The sequence below is a fragment of the Collinsella sp. LCP19S3_B6 genome, assembly GCF_052121815.1.
Lineage (GTDB): Bacteria > Actinomycetota > Coriobacteriia > Coriobacteriales > Coriobacteriaceae > Collinsella.
Genome location: NZ_JBQKDN010000010.1, coordinates 21,167 through 39,314, shown reverse-complemented (window position 1 = coordinate 39,314; position 18,148 = coordinate 21,167). Strand labels below are relative to the sequence as shown.

The window sequence follows — 18,148 nt, the reverse complement described above, 5'->3', positions numbered from 1 at the left end:
CAAAAGTGCATCGAGGCCGAGCGCCATCGCTCGCTGCGGTACACTTACCTAAAGTAAACCATGAAGGGAGACATTACCTATGAAGAAGATCGTTTTGGCTTGCGGTGCTGGCGCTGCTACTTCCACGCTCGTTGCCCAGAAGGTCGCCACCATGCTCGACGCCAACGGTTACGCCGGCAAGTATGAGATCGTGCAGTGCGCCATTTCCGAGGCCAAGGACGCTTGCGACGAGGGCGCCGATCTGCTGATCGCCACCACCGTTGCCCCCGAGGGCCTCACCTGCCCGTACGTGAGCGGCGTGCCCTTTATGACCGGCATGAACCGCGTCGCTGCCGAGAAGGCCGTTCTCGACGTCATGGCTCAGTAGGCGCTGCCTGTATGAACGAGCAGAACGCCAACCCGGTCGAGCTCTTTGGCATGCGCGTTGCCCATGTGGGCATTAACGCCACCGACCCGGCAGACGCCCTGGAGATCGCGGAGCTGTTCTCGACGATGATGGGCCTGCCCGTCAGCGAGACCCCGATTTCGTACTTTAACGACTCGCTGGTCGAGATCATGAAGCAGAACGGTCGTGGCGCCAAGGGCCACATAGGCTTTGCCGTCAACGACATCGATGCTGCCGAGAAGTGGTTTGCCGAGCACGGGCTCGAGGTCAACGAGGAGTCGCGCGTGCTGCTGCCCGACGGCGGCACCAAGCTTGTGTACTTTAAGCGCGAGTTCGCCGGCTTCGCCGTGCACCTGTGTCGCGAGTAGCGCGCAAGCTGCTATAACGAAAAAAAGGGATAGGGCCGCATGGCCCTATCCCTTTTTTATGCCGAGGGGGCGACCTTTTGAGGGGACATGAAATCGGGGTCTAATACTTTTCCCGAGAAGTGAACGAGCAGAATTGGACCCCCGAAGCATCGACACTTTGTGGGTACCGTTTCCTGCGGTTTTGATGCTGGAATCCTGCGACTTTCCCGTCGAAAAATGTGGATGCTTCAGGGGTCCAAATACGCTCGTTCACTTCTCCGGAAAAATATTAGACCTCGATTCACGAGGGGGCTTCCTACCGTGGCAGGCGAATCGTAAAGCGGCTACCGACGCCCTCGACCGAGGTCACGCCAATGGCGCCGCCATGGCTATCGACAATCCACTTAGCAATGGCAAGCCCCAGGCCCGAGCCCTGCGCGCCGGCATCGCGTGCGTTGTCGGCGCGGTAGAACCGTTCAAACGCGTGAGCTGCGGACTCCTGGTTCATACCGATACCCTCGTCCTCAACACTTATGTCGATCGCGCCCGTGCCCGTATCGGGAGTTATGGCAAACGTGACGGTCGTTCCCGCGTTCGAATACTTGGCTGCGTTCTGCACGATCACGCGCAGAGCCTGCTTCACAAGCGCCACGTCGACAGGTGCGTCGCAGCGCGGATCGCTGGCAAATGCAGCGTCAAAAGCCAGCCGATACGTGTGCGCGGCGTCGATCATCTGCGATTCCTCGCACACCTCGCCGGCCAGTGCGGCCAGGTTGGTATGCGCACGCCGCAGGACCGTGCGCCCGGCATCGCCGCGTGCCAAAAACAGCAGCTGCTCCACGAGCTCCTGCATATGCTCGCTTTCGGCCTTGAGGGACGCGATGGATTCCGTCAGCACGTCCGGGTCGTCTTTGCCCCAGCGGTCGAGCATGTTTACGTAGCCCTGAATCACCGCGATGGGCGTGCGCAGCTCGTGGCTTGCATCGTTGACAAAGCGCATCTGCTGCAGCTTGGCCTCTTGCATCTGGCGCAGCAGCCGGTTGAGCGCGACCTCGATGCTTGCCAGGTCGGCGTCGCCGGTGGTGACGCTCGGCGAGTCGACGCTTGCACGCTCGATGGCCTGTTCCAGCGTTTCCATTTTGCCGCCGGAGAGTTGCATGCGGCCGAGTTCGTCCACGCGCAGGGCCAAGTCGTTGAGCGGCGACATGGTGCGACGCACGTGCCTCGCGCCGCCGAGCATGTTGAGCACGCTGATGACCTGCCAACCCACAACGACAAAGTAGAGAGGCCATAGCGCGACGAGGTCCTGCGCGAGGGGGAAGGTCTTGGTGGTACGCGCAAGTTCGACGGTATAGGTGAGCGTTGTCAGGTCCCAGTCGCGCGCGGGCTTCAGCGACATGCCGTGAACGGCGGCGCTGGGGATCCATCCTGCGGTAAACGCGCCTTCGGGCAGCGTCTGGTTGTATCCATAGACGAGGATCGCCGCCGCAATCACCATCAGCAGCAGATCGAGCCAGACGTAGCTCATCAGGCGGCGCCATATATAGCTCCAGTTGATGGCGCGGGCGATGGAGGTGACACGCTTGGCCTCGGCGTTACGCACGGCAGACATAGCCCACCCCGCGCACGGTCTGGATGATGCGGGCGCCGCCGGCGTCCTCGATCTTGGCACGCAGGTGCGCGATGTGCACGTCGACGTTGTTGGTGTCGCCCACGTATTCGTAGCCCAGCGCCTCGTGCGCGATGCGCTCGCGTGTGAGCACGGTTTCGGCATGTGTCATAAGCAGGGCGAGAACGTCGAACTCGCGGGCCGTGAGCGCGATGGGCGAGCCGCCGACCGTGACTTCGCGGCGGTCGGGGTCGAGCACGACCGAGCCCACGGTGAGCGCGGCGGGGGAGGGCGCGACGGAAGCCTTGGTCGACCTGCTGACCGGGGGCACCGCAGCGGCGTCGCCGCCCGCGCCGCCCGCCATGCCCGCCCCAGCGTCGGCGCCGCCAACGCCCGAAGCCGCCCGCACGGCCTCCGCGCGCTTCAGCGCCACGCGAATCCGTGCGAACAGCTCCTCAATCGCAAACGGCTTGGTCAGGTAATCGTCGGCACCGGCATCGAGCCCGGCCACCTTGTCCATCACGGCATCGCGTGCGGTGACCATAATCACCGGCACATCCTTGTGCTTGCGGACACGCCGCAAGACCTCCATGCCGTTGAGCTGCGGCAACAGCACATCGAGCAGAATCAGATCGTAGTCGTGCTCCAGCGCCAAGTCCACGGCGGTGCGGCCGTCGGCGGCGTGCTCCACCTGGTAGCCCTCGTGCTCCAGCTCGAGCGTCACAAAGCGGGCGATTTTCTCCTCGTCCTCTACGATCAGGATCTGTGCCATGTGTGCCCCCGTCTGCGATTACTTGTCGTCGTTCAGGTTTTGCTTGATGTCGTCCGCGGCGTCGGCGGCGTGATTCATAAGGTTGTTGATGCTGCCGGGCACGTCGCCGTCGCTATCGATGCGGTAGCGCATGCCAAAGAACAGGCCAATCAGCATGAGCCATATCGTGGCGCCCCAGGCAAACAGGGCGACGATGGGGATCAGGATGGGGATGTTGAGGATGATGGCGTCGCGGCGCGTGGCGATAAACTTGGTGTCCAGGCTCAGGCGGAAGAGCTTTTTGAGGTACTCCCACACGCTGTCCATCTTCTTGGAAAAGTCAGTCTTTTCGCTCGACTTCTCGTAGGCTGCCTGCGCGGCGACCATCTCGGCCGAGGGTTCATCGACCGGCTCGGATTCGGTGGCGGCGTGCGCCGATGTGGTCTGGGTCTTGCCTTGCGACTCGAGCCAAATGATGGCGTCCAAAACGTTGCCGTCGGCGGCGTCGAGCGCGGCCTTGGCATCGGTGTAGCTCACGTTGCACTTGGTGCGGATGGTTTCAACTTTTTCGAGGTCGTCCATGACCTGTCCTTTCGTTCGATGGGCGCGACGCCGGGCGATCTGCCCGGGCGCGAGCGTTGCGTTCAGCGGTCTGCGTTGCGCGGCGCCGCCCCGCCCTTGGTCGAACTTTATAGTGCAGGTTATAGATTAAGCGATTCTTGAGCCAAGATTAATGTTGGATGAGTTTTTGGGTGCTGTGGGGAAGGAAGAGGTGCCCTTCTGGGTAGCTAGCAGCGAGGTCTAATACTTTTCCGAGAAGTGAACGAGCTAAAACTGACCCCCGAAGCATCGACACTTTAGAGGTGCCGTTTCCTGGGGTTTCGGTGCTGGAATCCTGCGATTTTGCCGACGAAAAATGTGGATGCTTCAGGGGTCCTAAAACAGACGTTCACTTCGCGGAAAAGTATTAGACCTCGATAGCGGGGGATGGGGTGCCGGTGCAAAACGGCGTTAAGGGTTGGTCGAGCAGGCGGTTTTCAGGCGACTGGGACATGGCGGGCGGTTGATCACCTATACTGGTTGGGCTCAACTGGAGAGGTGATAACTAGTTATGAAATCAATCAATGTTGCAGCAGCGGTTATTCAGAAGGACGGAAAAATACTGAGCTGCCAGCGCGGCTATGGCGAGTTTAAAGACGGCTGGGAATTTCCGGGCGGCAAGCTCGAGCCGGGCGAGACCGGCGAGCAGGCAATTGTGCGCGAGATTCAAGAAGAGCTCGAGGTCACGATCGGTAACCTCGACTATCTTTGCACGGTCGAACACGATTACGAGACGTTCCACCTGTCGATGCAGTGCTACCTAGCTACCATTCTTTCGGGGGAGTTCAAAGAGCATGCTCACGAGGATATGAAATGGCTTGATACCAATAACCTGTGGGATGTCGATTGGCTTCCGGCAGACGTTAAAGTCGTTAAGGAGCTCGAAAAGAAACTCGGGCTTATGTAAGAAAGGGGCGGGCGCCACATGGCGGCCCGCTCTTTTTTACTCGGCCTCGCTCAAATCGCTGAGCATAAACTCGTAGATGTCCTGTCGTACAGGCACATTGAGCTCATATTCGATTTCAACGGCGTTGTCGCCGCTCTTAGTTTTAATAGCTTCGAACTCACCGGTCGGATGCATTTCGCCTAAGAAATAGAACTCCTTGCCACCCTTATCGTCCTTATTCTTTCGCATAAACAAATACGTCTTCAGGCCGTTTTCCGGCCATACCTGCAGTCGCAGAATCTCGGGAGAGTTGAGCGTACGGTTGCCCTTGGAGATTGCGATAAGCTTGCTCGGCGAAACAAAGCGATCTTCATACTGAATTGACTCACTAATGTCGGGCGCCTTGTCATAGTTAATAAACACAGGGAATGTATTGGTCTTTTCGTCGTAAAAATAGCCGCCAAGATTTTGGCCGTTGATGTTCTTTTCCCAGTTCATCAAGCGGCAAACCTCTTCGTACGTGTACTTGGCGTTGAGAACGAAATTTGTGTTTTCGTACGTCTCGGCATAGTCGAGTCGGTTGCGCGCGATACCAAAATCCAGCACCTCAAGAATCTGACGTTTGAACTCTGCGTTGCGCAGGGCGGTCGCAAACACTTCGGTCAGACGAGGTCCGGTTCCATCGTCAATGAGCAGGGAAACGAAATCCTTAGGAGTGGCAAAGTCGCCCTTAAGGACTGCGATTGCCGACCTAACGGCGCTGTCCTTAAGCTGTGCGCGGTAGTTCCTAAGCGCAGCCTCGCGCATATGCCGGTAGCCCTTGTGTCCGGCTTCGACGAGCGTTTGAAGCAAATAGAGGTCCTCGAATCGCTTGCCCGCGGCAAGTTTTTGAGAAATAAATTTGAGAATCTTGGTTTGATCAGAGGAAAATTGAACCGTGTAGTCCGGCTCGTATTTGGAAAGAAATACGTGGTAGGAGCCCAGGCCGCTATTCTTGAAGATAAGCAGCGGATCGATGGAGCCGTTACGATCAAATTCGAGCAGCGAGGGAATCTTGCCGAGTTTTTGGCGCAAGTCGAGATATTCGTTTTTCAAAAACCTGACGGAGGTGAAATCGCCGCCGTCGATGGCCTTGTAAATGCGTGCCTCGGAAATACGATCGAAGCTCACGGTCGAGCATCCGGGGATCGCCGAATCGCCCTCTTGAACAAGACGGCGCAGGCGGTCTTTGTTATATGTCTTGTCACCCGAAAGCGCGATGGGCACCAGGAAGTTGCTCTGGTAGTTGCCAATAAAATCGAGCACCAGTGCGTATTCCTTACCATCATTCAAGCGCAAACCTCGTCCGAGCTGCTGAATAAAGATGATTGCGGAGTCGGTGCGTCGAAGCATGATGATCTGATTGAGCGAGGGGATGTCGACGCCTTCGTTCATGATATCGACCGAGAAAATGTACTCGAGCTCGCCGGCTTCAAGTCGGCTGATTGCGGCATCGCGGACCTCATCGGGATCTTGACCGCTAATCGCAACCGTTCGATATCCGAGAGCGTTGAATTTGCGTGACAGTTCCTTGGCCTCGGCGTTTCGATTGCAAAAAATTAAGCCCCTGCGATTGCTTTTGGTGACGCTATATTCTTCGATCTTCTCGGTGATATGACGCACGCGCTCGTCGGACGTCAAGCGCCCGAACAGGGCGATATCTTCGACCGTTTCGTCGTCAATCTCCAGATCGTGAATGCCAAAATAATGGAAGGGGGCAAGCATCTCCTCGGCCAAAGCGTCCTGCAGCGTGATCTGGAACGCGATGACGTGATTGAAAAGAGCGAAGACGTCATAGCCGTCGGTGCGATTGGGTGTAGCGGTCATGCCCAGATAAAACCGAGGCGTAAAGTGCGACATGATGGATTGGTAACCCTGGGATCCCGTGCGGTGGGCCTCGTCGATGACGATGTAGTCGAACTCATCGGGACGGAAATCGCTCAGATGTTTGGCGACCGAAGAACACATGGCAAACACGCAGGTAGCATTGCTTATATTCTTGCCAGTTTGATAGGTGTCGAACGTATAGGTACTACCTAAGAGGCGTTCGTAGCTTGCGCGGGAGGCGTCGATAATGCGCCGGCGGTGCGCAAGAAAGAGGACGCGCCGGGGTTTAGTTGCGAGCACGTCGAACGCCGAAAGGAAGGTCTTGCCGGTGCCGGTTGCCGAGACCAGCAGGGCGCGGGTCTCGCCCTTGCGGTGGATTACGCCGAGCGCCTCAAGGGCGCGCTGCTGCATTTTATTGGGCTTGATTTCTTCGAGGTCATTCTGCACCGGCGTTTCCGCAGATCTGAATGTCGGTTTCGATTTGGGCTTTGGCGGACGTGCCGATCGATATGCGGCATAGTTCTCAATCCAGTCTTGGGAAAGCAAAACAGTTGAGGTGTCGTTCCACAACGAATTGAACTCGCCCCTCAGTTCGCCGAGTAAGCGGCTGTTATCGACAGTCTGATACAGCACGTTCCATTCTTTATTACAGGTGAGGGCGGTCTGCGTCATGTTCGAGCTGCCGATGATGACCGTGCTGGTTTCGCCCTTATCAAAAATATATCCCTTGGCATGCAAATTACCTTGGAATACGCGAACTTCCATGTTGTCGTATTCCAGGAGCTTGCGAAACGCATCGGGTGAGTTGAAGTTGAGATAGGTGGACGTGAGCAGCCTGCCCTTAATGCCACGCTGTTTGAGCTCCTGGAACGCCTCGACCAGGATTTGAAGACCGCCGTCTGCAACAAACGCTACGCAAAAGTCAAAGGAGCTGCAGGTTGAGAGCTGCTCTTTGATAACGGATAGTAGTGTTCCGCCTGTCGTCTTCGAGTTGGCGATGAGCTTGGGTGAATCGTTCTCGCGTGCAAGCGAGTCGAATTCAATATCAATCTGCTGCTGCGTAGTCATCCCGGCCAAACCTTTCGAAAGACTATGTTGGCGCCAGGATAACAGATCGATCGTTCGTGTTTTGGGCATATGACGGTATTGATTGCCGGCTTTGGTCTGAGGGGCGCGGTTTCTCCATTGATGTCCGCACGGCATGTGACACTTACCCTGCCGCCCTGCTCTGCCGCGGCGGCATGTACCCAAACAACGGCCCTCTAAGGAGTCGATATTGATGAGTGATAACACCAAGCATCTCGCAAAGAAGTGCGTCAAGGACGCGGGGCCGTGCCTCGCGCTGTGCGTGGTCGGCGCAGCGGTCGCGCTGCTGACTGTTCTGGGGCCGTTCGACGCGCTCCGAAGTGCCAGCTCTCTGCACGTTTGCATGGCCCTTGCCGGCGCCATGATGACCGGCGGCGTGCTCGATCTGATTTTTTGGGTGCTTGATCCGTTTGGATGGAAGAACGAGGGGTAAGCCCTAAGGGATGGAAGGGCTGGAACGGTTGGCTTAGTGATCGTGCAGAATGTGGACTAGCTACTTACGGGGAAGTGGTAATCCGATGACGGTCTATGTGACGGGCAATATTCACGGCGGCCTCGACATGCAAAAGCTGCGCGACTGGGATCTTGGGGATAGTCTGACGAGCGATGACTATCTGATTGTCGCGGGCGACTTTGGCTTTCCGTGGGATTTCTCTGCCGAGGAATGCATCGATAACGCCTGGCTGGAATCGCGTCCCTATACCGTGCTGTTCGTCGACGGCAATCACGAGCGTTTCGATCACTGGGCGGAGCGTCCCATGGAGCTGTGGCACGGTGGGCTAACGCAACGCCTGTCGGATACCTCTCCCATACGGCGCCTGACGCGCGGCGAGGTTTTTGAGCTCGACGGCTCAACGATCTTTACCATGGGCGGCGCCACGAGCGTGGATAAGGAATACCGCATTCCCTATTCCAGCTGGTGGCCACAGGAGCTGCCGGACGAGCGCAACTTTGAGGAGGCGCGGACAAAGCTCGACAGCGTGGGCTGGAAGGTTGACTACGTGGTCACCCACACCTGCTCTACGCGCATGCTTTCGCCCACGCTCTATCCGGGGCCTGGCTGGAATTACCCCGACGTCGACCGACTTACAGCATTTTTCGATGAGCTGGAAGACCGCTTGGACTACAAGCGCTGGTACTACGGGCATTTTCATCGGGATGCCAACCCTGCCGAGCGCCATACCGTGCTCTACGACTGCATCGTTCGCTTGGGCGACGAACTCCAGCCCTGGGACGTTGCGTAGGGGCGAGGTATTTGGCTACTCGGCCGTTACAGTGATGTTCTCGCGGTGCGCGCGGATGACATTCCAGCTAAAGTGCTCGACCAGCTGCTCGGCAGAGCGCGACGTGGTGTCCGGCGCGATGCCCGTTTGCCCGGCGAGCCAGCCCAGCAGCGCCTCGGGTGTGCCAAAGCGGGCGCGTAGTTTGCCCAGGTCCAGGTCGCGGTCGCGCTTGGATAGACGGCGGCCGTCCGGCGACATGAGCAGCGGAATGTGCGCGTAGTGCGGCGTGGGAAGTCCCAGCAGATGCTGCAGATAGATTTGGCGGGGCGTAGAGCCCAGCAGATCGCATCCGCGCACGACCTCGGTGACGCCCATGGCAGCGTCGTCGACCACCACGGCTAGCTGGTAGGCAAAAACGCCGTCGCTGCGGCGCACCAAAAAGTCGCCGCACTCGGTGGCGAGTGCCTCGCATTGGGCGCCGTACGTACGGTCCACGAATTCGATCACGTCGCCGGCGAGGTCATCGACGGTAGGCACGCGCAGACGCGTGGCCGGGGCGCGCAGAACGCTGCGGCGGGCGATCTCTTCGGCAGAAAGGTTTCGACAGGCGCCGCGGTAGATGGGCGTGCCGTCGCTGGCATGCGGCGCGCTCGCGGCGTGGAGTTCGGCACGCGTACAAAAGCAGGGATAGGTGAGGTCGGCGTCATTTAGCCGGCGCAAGGCGCTTTCGTACAGGTCCAGACGATCGTGCTGGTAGTAGGGGCCTTCGTCCCACTCAAGCCCCAGCCAAGCTAGGTCATCAATCAATTGGGCGGCAAGTTCCGGGCGCTTGCAGCGATCGTCCAGGTCCTCGATGCGCAACACGATGCTGCCGCCTTGGCTGCGGGCCGAAAGCCACGAGCACAGGCAGCTGAACACGTTGCCCAGGTGCATGCGGCCCGAGGGCGACGGGGCAAAACGGCCTACGACAGGTACGGGAACGGAGGCGGGCGGCGTTGTTGGCGCGTTCGCGGCGGGCGTTGCTATGTTGCGTGCGTTGATATCCATGCGGACGAGTATAGCGCGGGGCGCGATGGGGAGGCGTCACTGTGGTACGCAAGTTGTCGAGGCCCCGCATTGCGTATGGTGGGCCGCAGGCTCGGTGCTTTGATTCCTGTCGATCAACTCAGTACCTTAGACAACAGAAACCCCGGCAGCTCTTCGCAACTGCCGGGGTTTCCGCGGAAAAGGGGGACATGATCCTCGAGCGAACGGCAAAGGGGCAAACCAGTTTCGCTCAACTGCTTTATGCCCCTCGGCTGGCGGCTCAATCAGCGCGTGCCGCGCCCACACAAAGCTGCTACACCTGTGACGGAGCTGTGAAGTGGTATCTATTGCTGGCGCGGGCCATGCCAAGGGTGTCCCTCATGACTAGTCATTTAAGAACGTCCCCAATGACTACCCAATGATTAGCTGCTGGCGGCAGGCATGACTTTCATCCCGTTTGGCGCTCCGGTCGCCTAGATGTTCGTCATGTGTACCCGCAAACGTGGGACAATGGCGCTGTTGGTTTTACAGACAAAGGATGTGCCTATGAACGCCCCCGTTGCCAATGCTTGTCGGCAGCGCTGCCCGTTTGCGCGATTTGCTTCCATTTGCGCACTCGTCGCGTGCGTGCTGCTGCTGTTGCCCGTCGTTGCACGTGCCGACGGGTATTCCATGACCCAAACCTATATCGGTGCCACGGTTGAAGCCGATGGATCGCTGACCGTTGTCGAGGGACGCCAGTTTGATTTCGACGACGACATCAACGGCGTGTATTGGGATATCAATACGGGCACCAACCAGCAGGGTGGTACGGCGGGTGTCGATGTGCTGAGCGTCGAGGAAGATGATGCCGCGTTTAGCAGGGTTGACTATGCAAACAAAGGCGACAACGGCGTCTATACGGTTGAGCAGTCCGACGGCGGCGTAAAGATCAAGGTGTTCAGCCCCCACGAGAGCGGCGACAGCGCGATCTATTACGTGAGCTACACCATGACCGGTGCGGTTATGAACTGGTCCGATACCGCCGAGCTCTACTGGAAGTTTGTGGGCGACGGCTGGTCTGCGGACTCCGATGACGTCGAGATGGAAGTTTACTTCGCAAATGCCGCTGCCGGAACGGCGGCCGTCAAGGGCGATAACTTCCGTGCGTGGGGCCACGGTCCGCTCACGGGCGACGTGTCGCTCGACGCGGACGAGCCCATGGTCACCTATACCATACCCTGCGTGCATCAGGGTGAATTCGCCGAGGCGCGCATCGCCTTCCCCAGCGATTGGGTGCCGCAGCTCGCCGCCTCGGGCAAGGAACGCATGTCGACAATTCTGAGCGAGGAGAAGGCGTGGGCCGAGGAGGCCAACGCCCGCCGCGCTCACGCCCGCATGATCGCCAATGCACTTGCCGTGGTTAGCGTTGTCGCGGCGGTGGCCTTTACCGGCACGATCGTCGTGCTCAAGTTGCGCCGCCGCAAGCCCAAACCGCTGTTCCAGGACGAATACTTCCGCGACGTGCCCTCGGCCGACCATCCCGCCGTGCTTTCGGCCCTCATGAGCTGGAACGAGGTGCCCGATCAGGCATATATCGCCACGCTCATGAAGCTCACCGACGATCGCGTGATCAAGTTAGAGGAGGCAATCGCGACCAAGGGCAAGAAGGGCCTGCTCCGTCGCGAAAAAGAGGAGCAGACGTATCGTGTGACGGTGAGCGATGCGGGTTGGAAGTCGGCCAAGGGCATTGACCGCATGGTGCTCAAGGTCTTCTTTGCCGGTGCTAAGCCCGACGAGAACGGCGATCGCTCGCGCACGTTTGACGAGCTGCAACACTATGTTAAGCAGCACGCTACGCCCGTGGGCGACAAGCTCAAGGACTATCAGAGCACCGTTAAGGGCAAACTGGCCGATAGCGAGTACGTTGCCTCGGACGGCATTGTCGCAATGGTGTTTTGCCTGGTTCTTGGTACTCTGATCGCCTTTGTTCCCGTGGGATCCATCTTCTTTACCGACGGCGCACAGGTGAACATTGTCGCCGCGGTTATCTCGGTGCCGATTGTGCTGGTGGGTATTGGCGTGGGCCTTACGTTCCGCCGCCTTACGCCGGAGGGCGCCGAGGTGGCGGCTCGCTGCAAGGCGCTCAAGCATTGGCTCGAGGACTTCACGCGTCTAAAGGAAGCCGTCCCCGGCGATCTGGTGCTGTGGAATAAACTTCTGGTGATGGGTGCGGCGCTGGGCGTTTCCAAGGAAGTTCTGCGTCAGCTTGCCGAGGCCGTGCCGCCCGAGGTGCGCGAGGCCGACGGCTTCTACGACAATTACCCCTGCTACTGGTGGTACTACCATCACTACGGAAACCAGTCTCCGCTCGATTCGTTCGATGGCGTGTATCACGAGAGCATCCGTGAGCTGGCTTCGAGTTCCGATAGCTCGAGCGGCGGCGGCGGTGGTGGCTTCTCGGGCGGCGGGGGCGGCGGCGTCGGCGGAGGCGGCGGCGGAACGTTCTAGCGGTCCTAAATTATGGGATGGGCTTTTCTCGGCAGCCGTCGGGGAAAGCCCATCCCCTTTTTATGCGCCAAAATGCGCCGATCTTTTACTTTTGCCACCGCTATTTGCAGACTCCTCTATAGGGTGATGCCAGCGAGGGCTTCGGCGACTCTTTTGTTCAAGACTGTCCCCGGCGACTAGTCATTTAAGAACGTCCCCAACGACTAGGTGTGGTTGCTGCCAAGGAGTGTCCCGGGGCGCCGGCACAAAGGGGACGTCCCTAACTGCCGGTTTTAGGCTGTTAGGTCGAGTTCGTAGAGGAAGCTTTCGCGCGGCATGTCGTGGCGGCGCTCTTCGCGGTTGGCGCGGTGCGTGGCCGTGCGCTTAAAGCCGTGCAGCTCGTAGAACTTCCACGAGCAGTTGGAGTCGGTATACAGGTGCGCTCTCGACGCTCCGCGCGAGGACAGGTGCGAGACCGCGGCATCGAGCAGAACCGAGCCAACGCCCAGGCCGTGGACATCGCGATCCACGGCAAGCAACGTGACCTCGTTGTCATGCGGCAGCGGGCTGCTCTCGAGCAGGCGGTTGTTGGTCCGAATGGTGGCGCGCACAAACGAGAGATACTCGGCACAGGCATCGGGCTCCAGCTCACGCATCTGCGACAGCAATGCGCGTTCGGTATCCATCCAATGCTCCTTAACGGTGGCGCCGCTGCTTTGCCCCGCACGTGCGAGTGCAATGCCGCGCGCCTGGCCGTCGATTACGGCGACCTGCGAAAACGTCGAGGAAGAAAGGCAATAGGCAAGATCGCACGCGGCCTCAAGGCGGTTGTACTCTTCGTTATCCGAATTGTTATGCCAAAGCTGCTGCAAGATCAGCGCGATGGCGTCGAAGTCTTCGGTATCAAACGGTCGGTAGAGAACCCGCGAGACCATAGTGCCTCTTTCTATTGCGGATGCATATCGAGCACAGTTCTACCATGCCATTGGCATCTAATTATGGTGCCCCTGTGTTCCATCAACTCACCGTGCCCAGTGGCGCTCCTGCAACCCCCGCTCGCAAGCTTTTTCTGCACATGCGCCCGTTACGGGGTGCATCGATGCGCTCGATGCGCTACATTGAATCAGTATTTTCAATGCCGCTGCGCGAGCGCTGCAGATCGACGTATCACCGACTCACAGAGCACGGCGGCGTACCAGACAGGAGGACTGCATGGGATCTGATGTGAAGATCGCACGCGCGTTGATCTCGGTTACCGATAAGACGGGCGTCGTCGATTTCGCACGGACGCTGGTTGACGACTTTGGCGTCGAGATCATCTCTACGGGCGGCACGGCTCGTGCCATCGAGGACGCGGGCGTTCCCGTAACCCCCATCGAGGAGTTCACGGGCTATCCCGAGATGATGGACGGCCGCGTCAAGACGCTGCACCCCAAGGTTCACGGCGCGCTGCTGGCTCGCCGCGATTCCGAGCAGCACATGCAGGAGGCAGCTCAGCACGGCATTAAGCTGATCGACCTGGTCGTCGTCAACCTGTACGAGTTCGAGAAGACCGTCGCCAACCCCGAGGTCACCTTCGCGGATGCCATCGAGCACATCGATATCGGTGGCCCCTCCATGCTTCGCTCTGCCGCCAAGAACGCCGCGAGCGTTACCGTCATCTCCGACCCGGCCGACTATGATGCCGTCCTGGCCGAGATGCGCGAGACCGGTGGCTGCACCACGCTTTCCACCCGTCGTCGCCTGCAGGTGAAGGTCTACCAGACCACCGCCGCCTACGACACGGCTATCTCCCGTTGGCTTGCTGCCCAGGCAAGCGACGTGGCGGACACCTCTGCCAAACTCGAGGTCTCGCTGGAGAAGGTCGACGACCTGCGCTATGGCGAGAATCCTCAGCAGAAGGCTACGGTCTACCGCTTTGCCGATGGCTGCGAGAACTCCGCGAGCTCGCAGTTCCCGCTCGTGGGCTCCGAGCAGATTCAGGGCAAGCCGCTCAGCTACAACAACTATTTGGACGCCGATGCCGCTTGGAACCTGGTTCGCGAGTTCGACGAGCCTGCCTGCGTGATCCTCAAGCATCAGAACCCCTGCGGCTCCGCCGTTGCCGAGGACATCACGGCTGCCTACGACCGCGCCTTTGCCTGCGATCCCAAGAGCGCTTTCGGCGGCATCATCGCCTGCAACCGCGAGGTTCCCTTTGAGCTGGTTGAGCACTTTGCCGATCAGAACAAGCAGTTCGTCGAGGTCATCATCGCCCCGAGCTACACCGCCGAGGCGCTCGAGCGCATGGCCAAGCGCCCCAACCTGCGCGTGCTGGCTACCGGCGGCGTGGACCACGGCGCCGAGGTGGAGCTGCGCTCCATCGACGGCGGCATGCTGGTGCAGGAGATCGACCACGTGATCGAGGATCCCGCGACCTTTACGTTCCCCACCGACCGCAAGCCCACCGATGCCGAGATGGCCGAGCTTGAGTTTGCCTGGAAGGTCTGCAAGGGCGTCAAGTCCAACGCCATCCTGGTCTCCAAGGGTAAGGCCGGCATTGGCATGGGCCCGGGCCAGCCCAACCGTGTTGACTCCGCACTGCTTGCCTGCGAGCGCGCCGAGGACTTCTGCGAGCGCGAGGGCGTGGAGAAGGGCGGCTTTGCCTGCGCAAGCGACGCGTTCTTCCCGTTCCGTGACAACGTCGACGTGCTTGCTGAGCACGGCGTGACCTGCATCATCCAGCCCGGCGGCTCCAAGCGCGACGACGAGAGCATCCAGGCCTGCAACGAGCATGGCATCGCAATGGTCTTCACGGGCGCCCGCCACTTCCGCCACTAATGATCGTTACGCGGTTTTACCAAACCGCGTAACTGCTCGACGCTGTGCCGGCCCCAAGCACCTCATCTCGCCGCTCAAACCGTCGCTCGCGTACAGAAGTACGCGTCGCTCCTCTTTCGCGGCGACCTGAGGCACTTGGGTCCGGCTCGCTGGCTTATGCTCCACCAGCGGTATTGGCTCGCCCCGAACTAAAGCTATCTATTGCCGCCTGTGCCGGTTGGTGCAGGCGGCTTTTTTGGGTATAACGGTGCGGTGTATGTTTTTGAGAAAGGTTGGATATGGCCGTTGTGGATGATGCCGAGCTGTTTGGCAATGCCGAGGACCAGCGTGCGTACGAGGACTTTTGCGCCAATCAGGAGGCGGTCGAGAAGTTTACGCTCGACAAGCCCGCGCTTGTCTGCCGTTGGCGCATGTCCAACAAAAAGGTGCCCATGCTCAACCGCCACATTCGTGCGCTGTCCGAGCGCCTGGTGCAGGGCGAGCCGCTCACCCATAACATGCTCAGCTGGGCCAAGCAGCACGTTGAGTGGTCGCTTGCCGAGGGCGATTACACCGCGCGCGACGGCGTGCTCATGCTGGTGATCGACGTTAACGGCAATGCCGCCATGACGGTGGGGGAGTACGAGCCGCTGGCCGATACTTCGGCCAAGGCGCTGCGTGCCCGCTCCGCCGAGGCCCGCTCCGAGGCCGACGAAACCGGCGTGGCACCCGAGCTGCTCGCCGCCGTCAACAACGGCGAGCTGGTCTTTGTGGCACCGGCGGACGAGTGCCTGTGTGGCACGGCGACGCTTATCGAGCAGCTGGCCCAGACCAAGGGCATCCCGGTCACGCGCGTGGACATTCCCGCGCAGCTCAAGGGCGCGCTGTTCCTGGTGAGTGACGAGCATGGCGTGGTTCCTGCCGCCGAGACGGACGCCGTCGAGTCCGACGCCGCTACGGTTGCCTTCTTTGCCGAAGGCTACGAAAAGCTCCGTGCCCGCCGCTAAATGATTTTCCTGGGACGGGGATTTAATAATCATTTGATCCTCGCTCCCGTTGCGAGCGAGGGGCGAGCCAAACGCTTTCGTTCGCGAACAGTTCTGTCACCTTGGTGCCTCGCGAGGCACGCACCTGCGGCTCCGCGGTCATAATGGGGCAAGACAACCAAGAGGGGAGCGGAATCCATGGCGCTGATCTATGTCGTTGAGGACGACGAGCGCATTCGTCGTGAGCTTGTCGACATCCTTGCCCGCGCCGGGTTTGAAATCGAGGCCTGCGAATCGTTTGAGCATGTCTCGCGCGATATCCTTGCCGCCGCGCCCGACTTGGTGTTGCTCGACCTCACGCTTCCTGTCAAGGACGGCCAACATATCTGCCACGAGGTTCGCCACGAATCCGAGGTTCCTATCATCGTCCTCACGTCGCGCACGACCGAGATCGACGAGGTCATGGCCATGACGCTTGGCGCGGACGACTTTGTTCCCAAGCCTTACAGCGCCCGTGTGCTCGTGGCGCACATCAATGCGTTGCTGCGCCGCACCGCGGCGGCGGGCGATCGCAGCACGCTCGTCCACAAGGGGCTGGAGCTCGACCTCGCCCGCTCCATGGTCACCAATACGGCAACCGGCGACAGTACCGAGCTCACCAAAAACGAGCTGCGTATCCTCTCGCTGCTCTTGGGCCGCGCGGGCAAGATTGTCTCGCGCTCGGCTATCATGCAGGACCTGTGGGACTCCGACGCCTTCGTGGACGACAATACGCTCACCGTCAATATCAACCGCCTGCGCACCACGCTCGAAAAAATCGGCATCAAGGGGTATTTGACGACGCATCGCGGCCAAGGCTATTCGGTCTAGGAGCCGGTTATGTCGTTTGCCAAGTTCTTTAAAGATGCACTGCTTCCCATTGCCGTGTGGACCTGCGGCGTGCTGCTGAGCTGTTTTGTACTGACGGTCGCCGGCGCCCCGGCATCCATCGTGGTCGTGGCGGTCGGTGTGTCCTTTATCTTTGGCATGCTGGGCATCGTGATCGAGTACGTGCGCCGTCGTCGTTTTCTGTGCCAGCTGGAGCGCGCGGCAGAGGAGCTGGGGAGCCCCGCTTGGGTGCAGGAGATGGTGCAATGCCCGACCTATGCCGAGGGCGAGCTCGAATATGAGGTCTTGCGCCGGGTGGGCAAAGCCGCTTGCGACGAGGTGGCGGAAGGCCGGCGCCAGACCGATGACTACCGCGACTATATCGAGAGCTGGGTCCACGAGGCCAAGCTGCCCCTGGCGGCGGCTCATCTGATTTTAGAAAACCTGGACGGCAGCGAAGACGACCTGTCGCGCGTGGATGACCTGGGTCGCGAGCTGGCTCGCGTGGAGCGCTATATCGATCAGGCGCTGTACTATGCGCGCTCGGAAGTCGTAGAGCGCGACTACCTAATTCGCCGCTGGGGTCTCAAGAGCTTGGTGACGGGCGCGATTAAAGCCAACGCGCGCGAGCTCATTGCGGCGCACGTGGCTCCGGTGTGCGAGAACCTCGACTTTGAGGTGTTCACCGACGAGAAATGGCTCGAGTTTATTCTGGGCCAGCTCATTCAGAACAGCATTAAATATGCGCGTGAGGACGGCGCGAAGATTGTGTTTTCGGGTGCGTTGCTGGACGAGGGCCTGGCAAGCGAGCGCATCGAGCTTACCGTCGCGGACAACGGCTGCGGCGTGAGCGCGGCTGACCTGCCGCGCGTGTTCGAGAAGGGCTTTACCGGCGATAACGGCCGCACCACCAAGCGCGCAACGGGCATCGGCCTCTACCTGGTGGCGCGCCTGTGTTCCAAGATGGGCATCGACGTCACCGCGGCATCGGAGCCGGGCGAAGGCTTTGTCGTAACATTCGCTTTCTCGACCAACAAGTTTCAATACTTCGAGTAGTCGGGCCGTCTTGTGGTGCGGATGGCCATGTTCCCGAGCGTGAACATGGCTATGAGGCTCTAAAAAATCACCCAAACAAAACGTGCCGCCCCGTTTGGGGCGGCACGCCATTTTTTATCAGCCAACTCGTTGAAGTAAGGCTGCGAAGGCCGCGGGGCCGGGAGGGGTTTCCTAAGGGCACATCCCGCAGCC

General features: G+C 59.8%; 16 protein-coding genes. 10 read left to right on the top strand and 6 right to left on the bottom strand.

What is annotated here, in order from left to right:
- The first annotated feature begins 79 nt into the window (after nucleotides 1-79).
- Together ACTQWD_RS05120 and ACTQWD_RS05115 are read left to right on the top strand one after the other, a co-directional pair.
- Nucleotides 80-367, top strand: coding sequence for a PTS sugar transporter subunit IIB (locus ACTQWD_RS05120; protein WP_055252380.1), 288 nt, complete (start codon nucleotides 80-82; stop codon nucleotides 365-367).
- Nucleotides 368-378: 11 nt separating this feature from the next.
- Nucleotides 379-753, top strand: coding sequence for a VOC family protein (locus tag ACTQWD_RS05115; RefSeq protein ID WP_427718886.1), 375 nt, complete (start codon nucleotides 379-381; stop codon nucleotides 751-753).
- A 295-nt stretch (nucleotides 754-1,048) separates the two neighbouring features.
- Here ACTQWD_RS05115 and ACTQWD_RS05110 read toward each other — a convergent pair whose 3' ends face one another.
- Genes ACTQWD_RS05110 through ACTQWD_RS05100 form a run of 3 tightly spaced genes read right to left on the bottom strand, consistent with a single transcriptional unit; the run spans nucleotide 1,049 to nucleotide 3,674 of the window.
- Nucleotides 1,049-2,344, bottom strand: coding sequence for a sensor histidine kinase (locus ACTQWD_RS05110; RefSeq protein WP_441559423.1), 1,296 nt, complete (start codon nucleotides 2,342-2,344; stop codon nucleotides 1,049-1,051).
- Nucleotides 2,328-3,113 carry a response regulator transcription factor gene (locus ACTQWD_RS05105; RefSeq protein WP_441559422.1) on the bottom strand — a complete coding sequence of 262 codons (786 nt, stop codon included), beginning with the start codon at nucleotides 3,111-3,113 and terminating at the stop codon, nucleotides 2,328-2,330. Before ACTQWD_RS05105 ends, ACTQWD_RS05110 begins: the two co-directional genes overlap by 17 nt.
- Nucleotides 3,114-3,131: 18 nt before the next feature.
- Nucleotides 3,132-3,674 carry a hypothetical protein gene (locus tag ACTQWD_RS05100; protein ID WP_055252376.1) on the bottom strand — a complete coding sequence of 181 codons (543 nt, stop codon included), beginning with the start codon at nucleotides 3,672-3,674 and terminating at the stop codon, nucleotides 3,132-3,134.
- Between the two features lie 529 nt (nucleotides 3,675-4,203).
- Between ACTQWD_RS05100 and ACTQWD_RS05095 the strand changes: the two genes are divergently transcribed.
- Nucleotides 4,204-4,599, top strand: coding sequence for a (deoxy)nucleoside triphosphate pyrophosphohydrolase (locus ACTQWD_RS05095; protein ID WP_441048718.1), 396 nt, complete (start codon nucleotides 4,204-4,206; stop codon nucleotides 4,597-4,599).
- A gap of 36 nt (nucleotides 4,600-4,635) precedes the next feature.
- Here ACTQWD_RS05095 and ACTQWD_RS05090 read toward each other — a convergent pair whose 3' ends face one another.
- Complete coding sequence (locus tag ACTQWD_RS05090) at nucleotides 4,636-7,512, bottom strand: DUF3427 domain-containing protein (protein ID WP_441559421.1); 2,877 nt, start codon at nucleotides 7,510-7,512, stop codon at nucleotides 4,636-4,638.
- A gap of 211 nt (nucleotides 7,513-7,723) precedes the next feature.
- Here ACTQWD_RS05090 and ACTQWD_RS05085 point away from each other — a divergent pair, with 211 nt between their 5' ends.
- Together ACTQWD_RS05085 and ACTQWD_RS05080 are read left to right on the top strand one after the other, a co-directional pair.
- A complete protein-coding gene (locus ACTQWD_RS05085; RefSeq protein WP_441559420.1) occupies nucleotides 7,724-7,963 on the top strand; it encodes a hypothetical protein in 240 nt (79 codons plus the stop codon).
- 85 nt (nucleotides 7,964-8,048) lie between these two features.
- Nucleotides 8,049-8,774, top strand: a complete 726-nt coding sequence (locus ACTQWD_RS05080; protein WP_441559419.1) for a metallophosphoesterase — start codon at nucleotides 8,049-8,051, stop codon at nucleotides 8,772-8,774.
- Between the two features lie 15 nt (nucleotides 8,775-8,789).
- Here ACTQWD_RS05080 and gluQRS read toward each other — a convergent pair whose 3' ends face one another.
- Nucleotides 8,790-9,800: a tRNA glutamyl-Q(34) synthetase GluQRS gene (gene gluQRS, locus ACTQWD_RS05075; RefSeq protein ID WP_441559418.1), complete on the bottom strand. Its 1,011-nt coding sequence runs from the start codon at nucleotides 9,798-9,800 to the stop codon at nucleotides 8,790-8,792.
- Nucleotides 9,801-10,325: 525 nt separating this feature from the next.
- Here gluQRS and ACTQWD_RS05070 point away from each other — a divergent pair.
- Nucleotides 10,326-12,269, top strand: coding sequence for a DUF2207 family protein (locus ACTQWD_RS05070; protein ID WP_441559417.1), 1,944 nt, complete (start codon nucleotides 10,326-10,328; stop codon nucleotides 12,267-12,269).
- Between the two features lie 272 nt (nucleotides 12,270-12,541).
- Here the strand turns inward: ACTQWD_RS05070 and ACTQWD_RS05065 are convergent, their stop codons facing one another.
- Nucleotides 12,542-13,183, bottom strand: coding sequence for a GNAT family N-acetyltransferase (locus ACTQWD_RS05065; protein ID WP_427728515.1), 642 nt, complete (start codon nucleotides 13,181-13,183; stop codon nucleotides 12,542-12,544).
- 277 nt (nucleotides 13,184-13,460) lie between these two features.
- Between ACTQWD_RS05065 and purH the strand changes: the two genes are divergently transcribed.
- From purH to ACTQWD_RS05045, 4 genes are all read left to right on the top strand, one after another.
- The gene (purH, locus tag ACTQWD_RS05060; RefSeq protein WP_441545391.1) at nucleotides 13,461-15,068 is read left to right on the top strand and encodes a bifunctional phosphoribosylaminoimidazolecarboxamide formyltransferase/IMP cyclohydrolase; all 1,608 of its coding nucleotides are present in this window, start codon (nucleotides 13,461-13,463) and stop codon (nucleotides 15,066-15,068) included.
- Between the two features lie 278 nt (nucleotides 15,069-15,346).
- The gene (locus tag ACTQWD_RS05055; protein ID WP_427718908.1) at nucleotides 15,347-16,054 is read left to right on the top strand and encodes a hypothetical protein; all 708 of its coding nucleotides are present in this window, start codon (nucleotides 15,347-15,349) and stop codon (nucleotides 16,052-16,054) included.
- 177 nt (nucleotides 16,055-16,231) lie between these two features.
- Entirely contained in the window at nucleotides 16,232-16,903 is a 672-nt protein-coding gene (locus tag ACTQWD_RS05050; protein ID WP_154515056.1) for a response regulator transcription factor, read from the top strand.
- A 9-nt stretch (nucleotides 16,904-16,912) separates the two neighbouring features.
- Nucleotides 16,913-17,956, top strand: a complete 1,044-nt coding sequence (locus ACTQWD_RS05045) for a sensor histidine kinase (RefSeq protein WP_154515054.1) — start codon at nucleotides 16,913-16,915, stop codon at nucleotides 17,954-17,956.
- The last annotated feature ends 192 nt before the right edge of the window (nucleotides 17,957-18,148 follow it).

Coding starts and splice junctions, on each gene's coding strand:
- ACTQWD_RS05120 (WP_055252380.1), top strand. CDS start 80: ATGAAGAAGATCGTTTTGGCTTGCGGTGCTGGCGCTGCTACTTCCACG.
- ACTQWD_RS05115 (WP_427718886.1), top strand. CDS start 379: ATGAACGAGCAGAACGCCAACCCGGTCGAGCTCTTTGGCATGCGCGTT.
- ACTQWD_RS05110 (WP_441559423.1), bottom strand. CDS start 2,344: ATGTCTGCCGTGCGTAACGCCGAGGCCAAGCGTGTCACCTCCATCGCC.
- ACTQWD_RS05105 (WP_441559422.1), bottom strand. CDS start 3,113: ATGGCACAGATCCTGATCGTAGAGGACGAGGAGAAAATCGCCCGCTTT.
- ACTQWD_RS05100 (WP_055252376.1), bottom strand. CDS start 3,674: ATGGACGACCTCGAAAAAGTTGAAACCATCCGCACCAAGTGCAACGTG.
- ACTQWD_RS05095 (WP_441048718.1), top strand. CDS start 4,204: ATGAAATCAATCAATGTTGCAGCAGCGGTTATTCAGAAGGACGGAAAA.
- ACTQWD_RS05090 (WP_441559421.1), bottom strand. CDS start 7,512: ATGACTACGCAGCAGCAGATTGATATTGAATTCGACTCGCTTGCACGC.
- ACTQWD_RS05085 (WP_441559420.1), top strand. CDS start 7,724: ATGAGTGATAACACCAAGCATCTCGCAAAGAAGTGCGTCAAGGACGCG.
- ACTQWD_RS05080 (WP_441559419.1), top strand. CDS start 8,049: ATGACGGTCTATGTGACGGGCAATATTCACGGCGGCCTCGACATGCAA.
- gluQRS (WP_441559418.1), bottom strand. CDS start 9,800: ATGGATATCAACGCACGCAACATAGCAACGCCCGCCGCGAACGCGCCA.
- ACTQWD_RS05070 (WP_441559417.1), top strand. CDS start 10,326: ATGAACGCCCCCGTTGCCAATGCTTGTCGGCAGCGCTGCCCGTTTGCG.
- ACTQWD_RS05065 (WP_427728515.1), bottom strand. CDS start 13,183: ATGGTCTCGCGGGTTCTCTACCGACCGTTTGATACCGAAGACTTCGAC.
- purH (WP_441545391.1), top strand. CDS start 13,461: ATGGGATCTGATGTGAAGATCGCACGCGCGTTGATCTCGGTTACCGAT.
- ACTQWD_RS05055 (WP_427718908.1), top strand. CDS start 15,347: ATGGCCGTTGTGGATGATGCCGAGCTGTTTGGCAATGCCGAGGACCAG.
- ACTQWD_RS05050 (WP_154515056.1), top strand. CDS start 16,232: ATGGCGCTGATCTATGTCGTTGAGGACGACGAGCGCATTCGTCGTGAG.
- ACTQWD_RS05045 (WP_154515054.1), top strand. CDS start 16,913: ATGTCGTTTGCCAAGTTCTTTAAAGATGCACTGCTTCCCATTGCCGTG.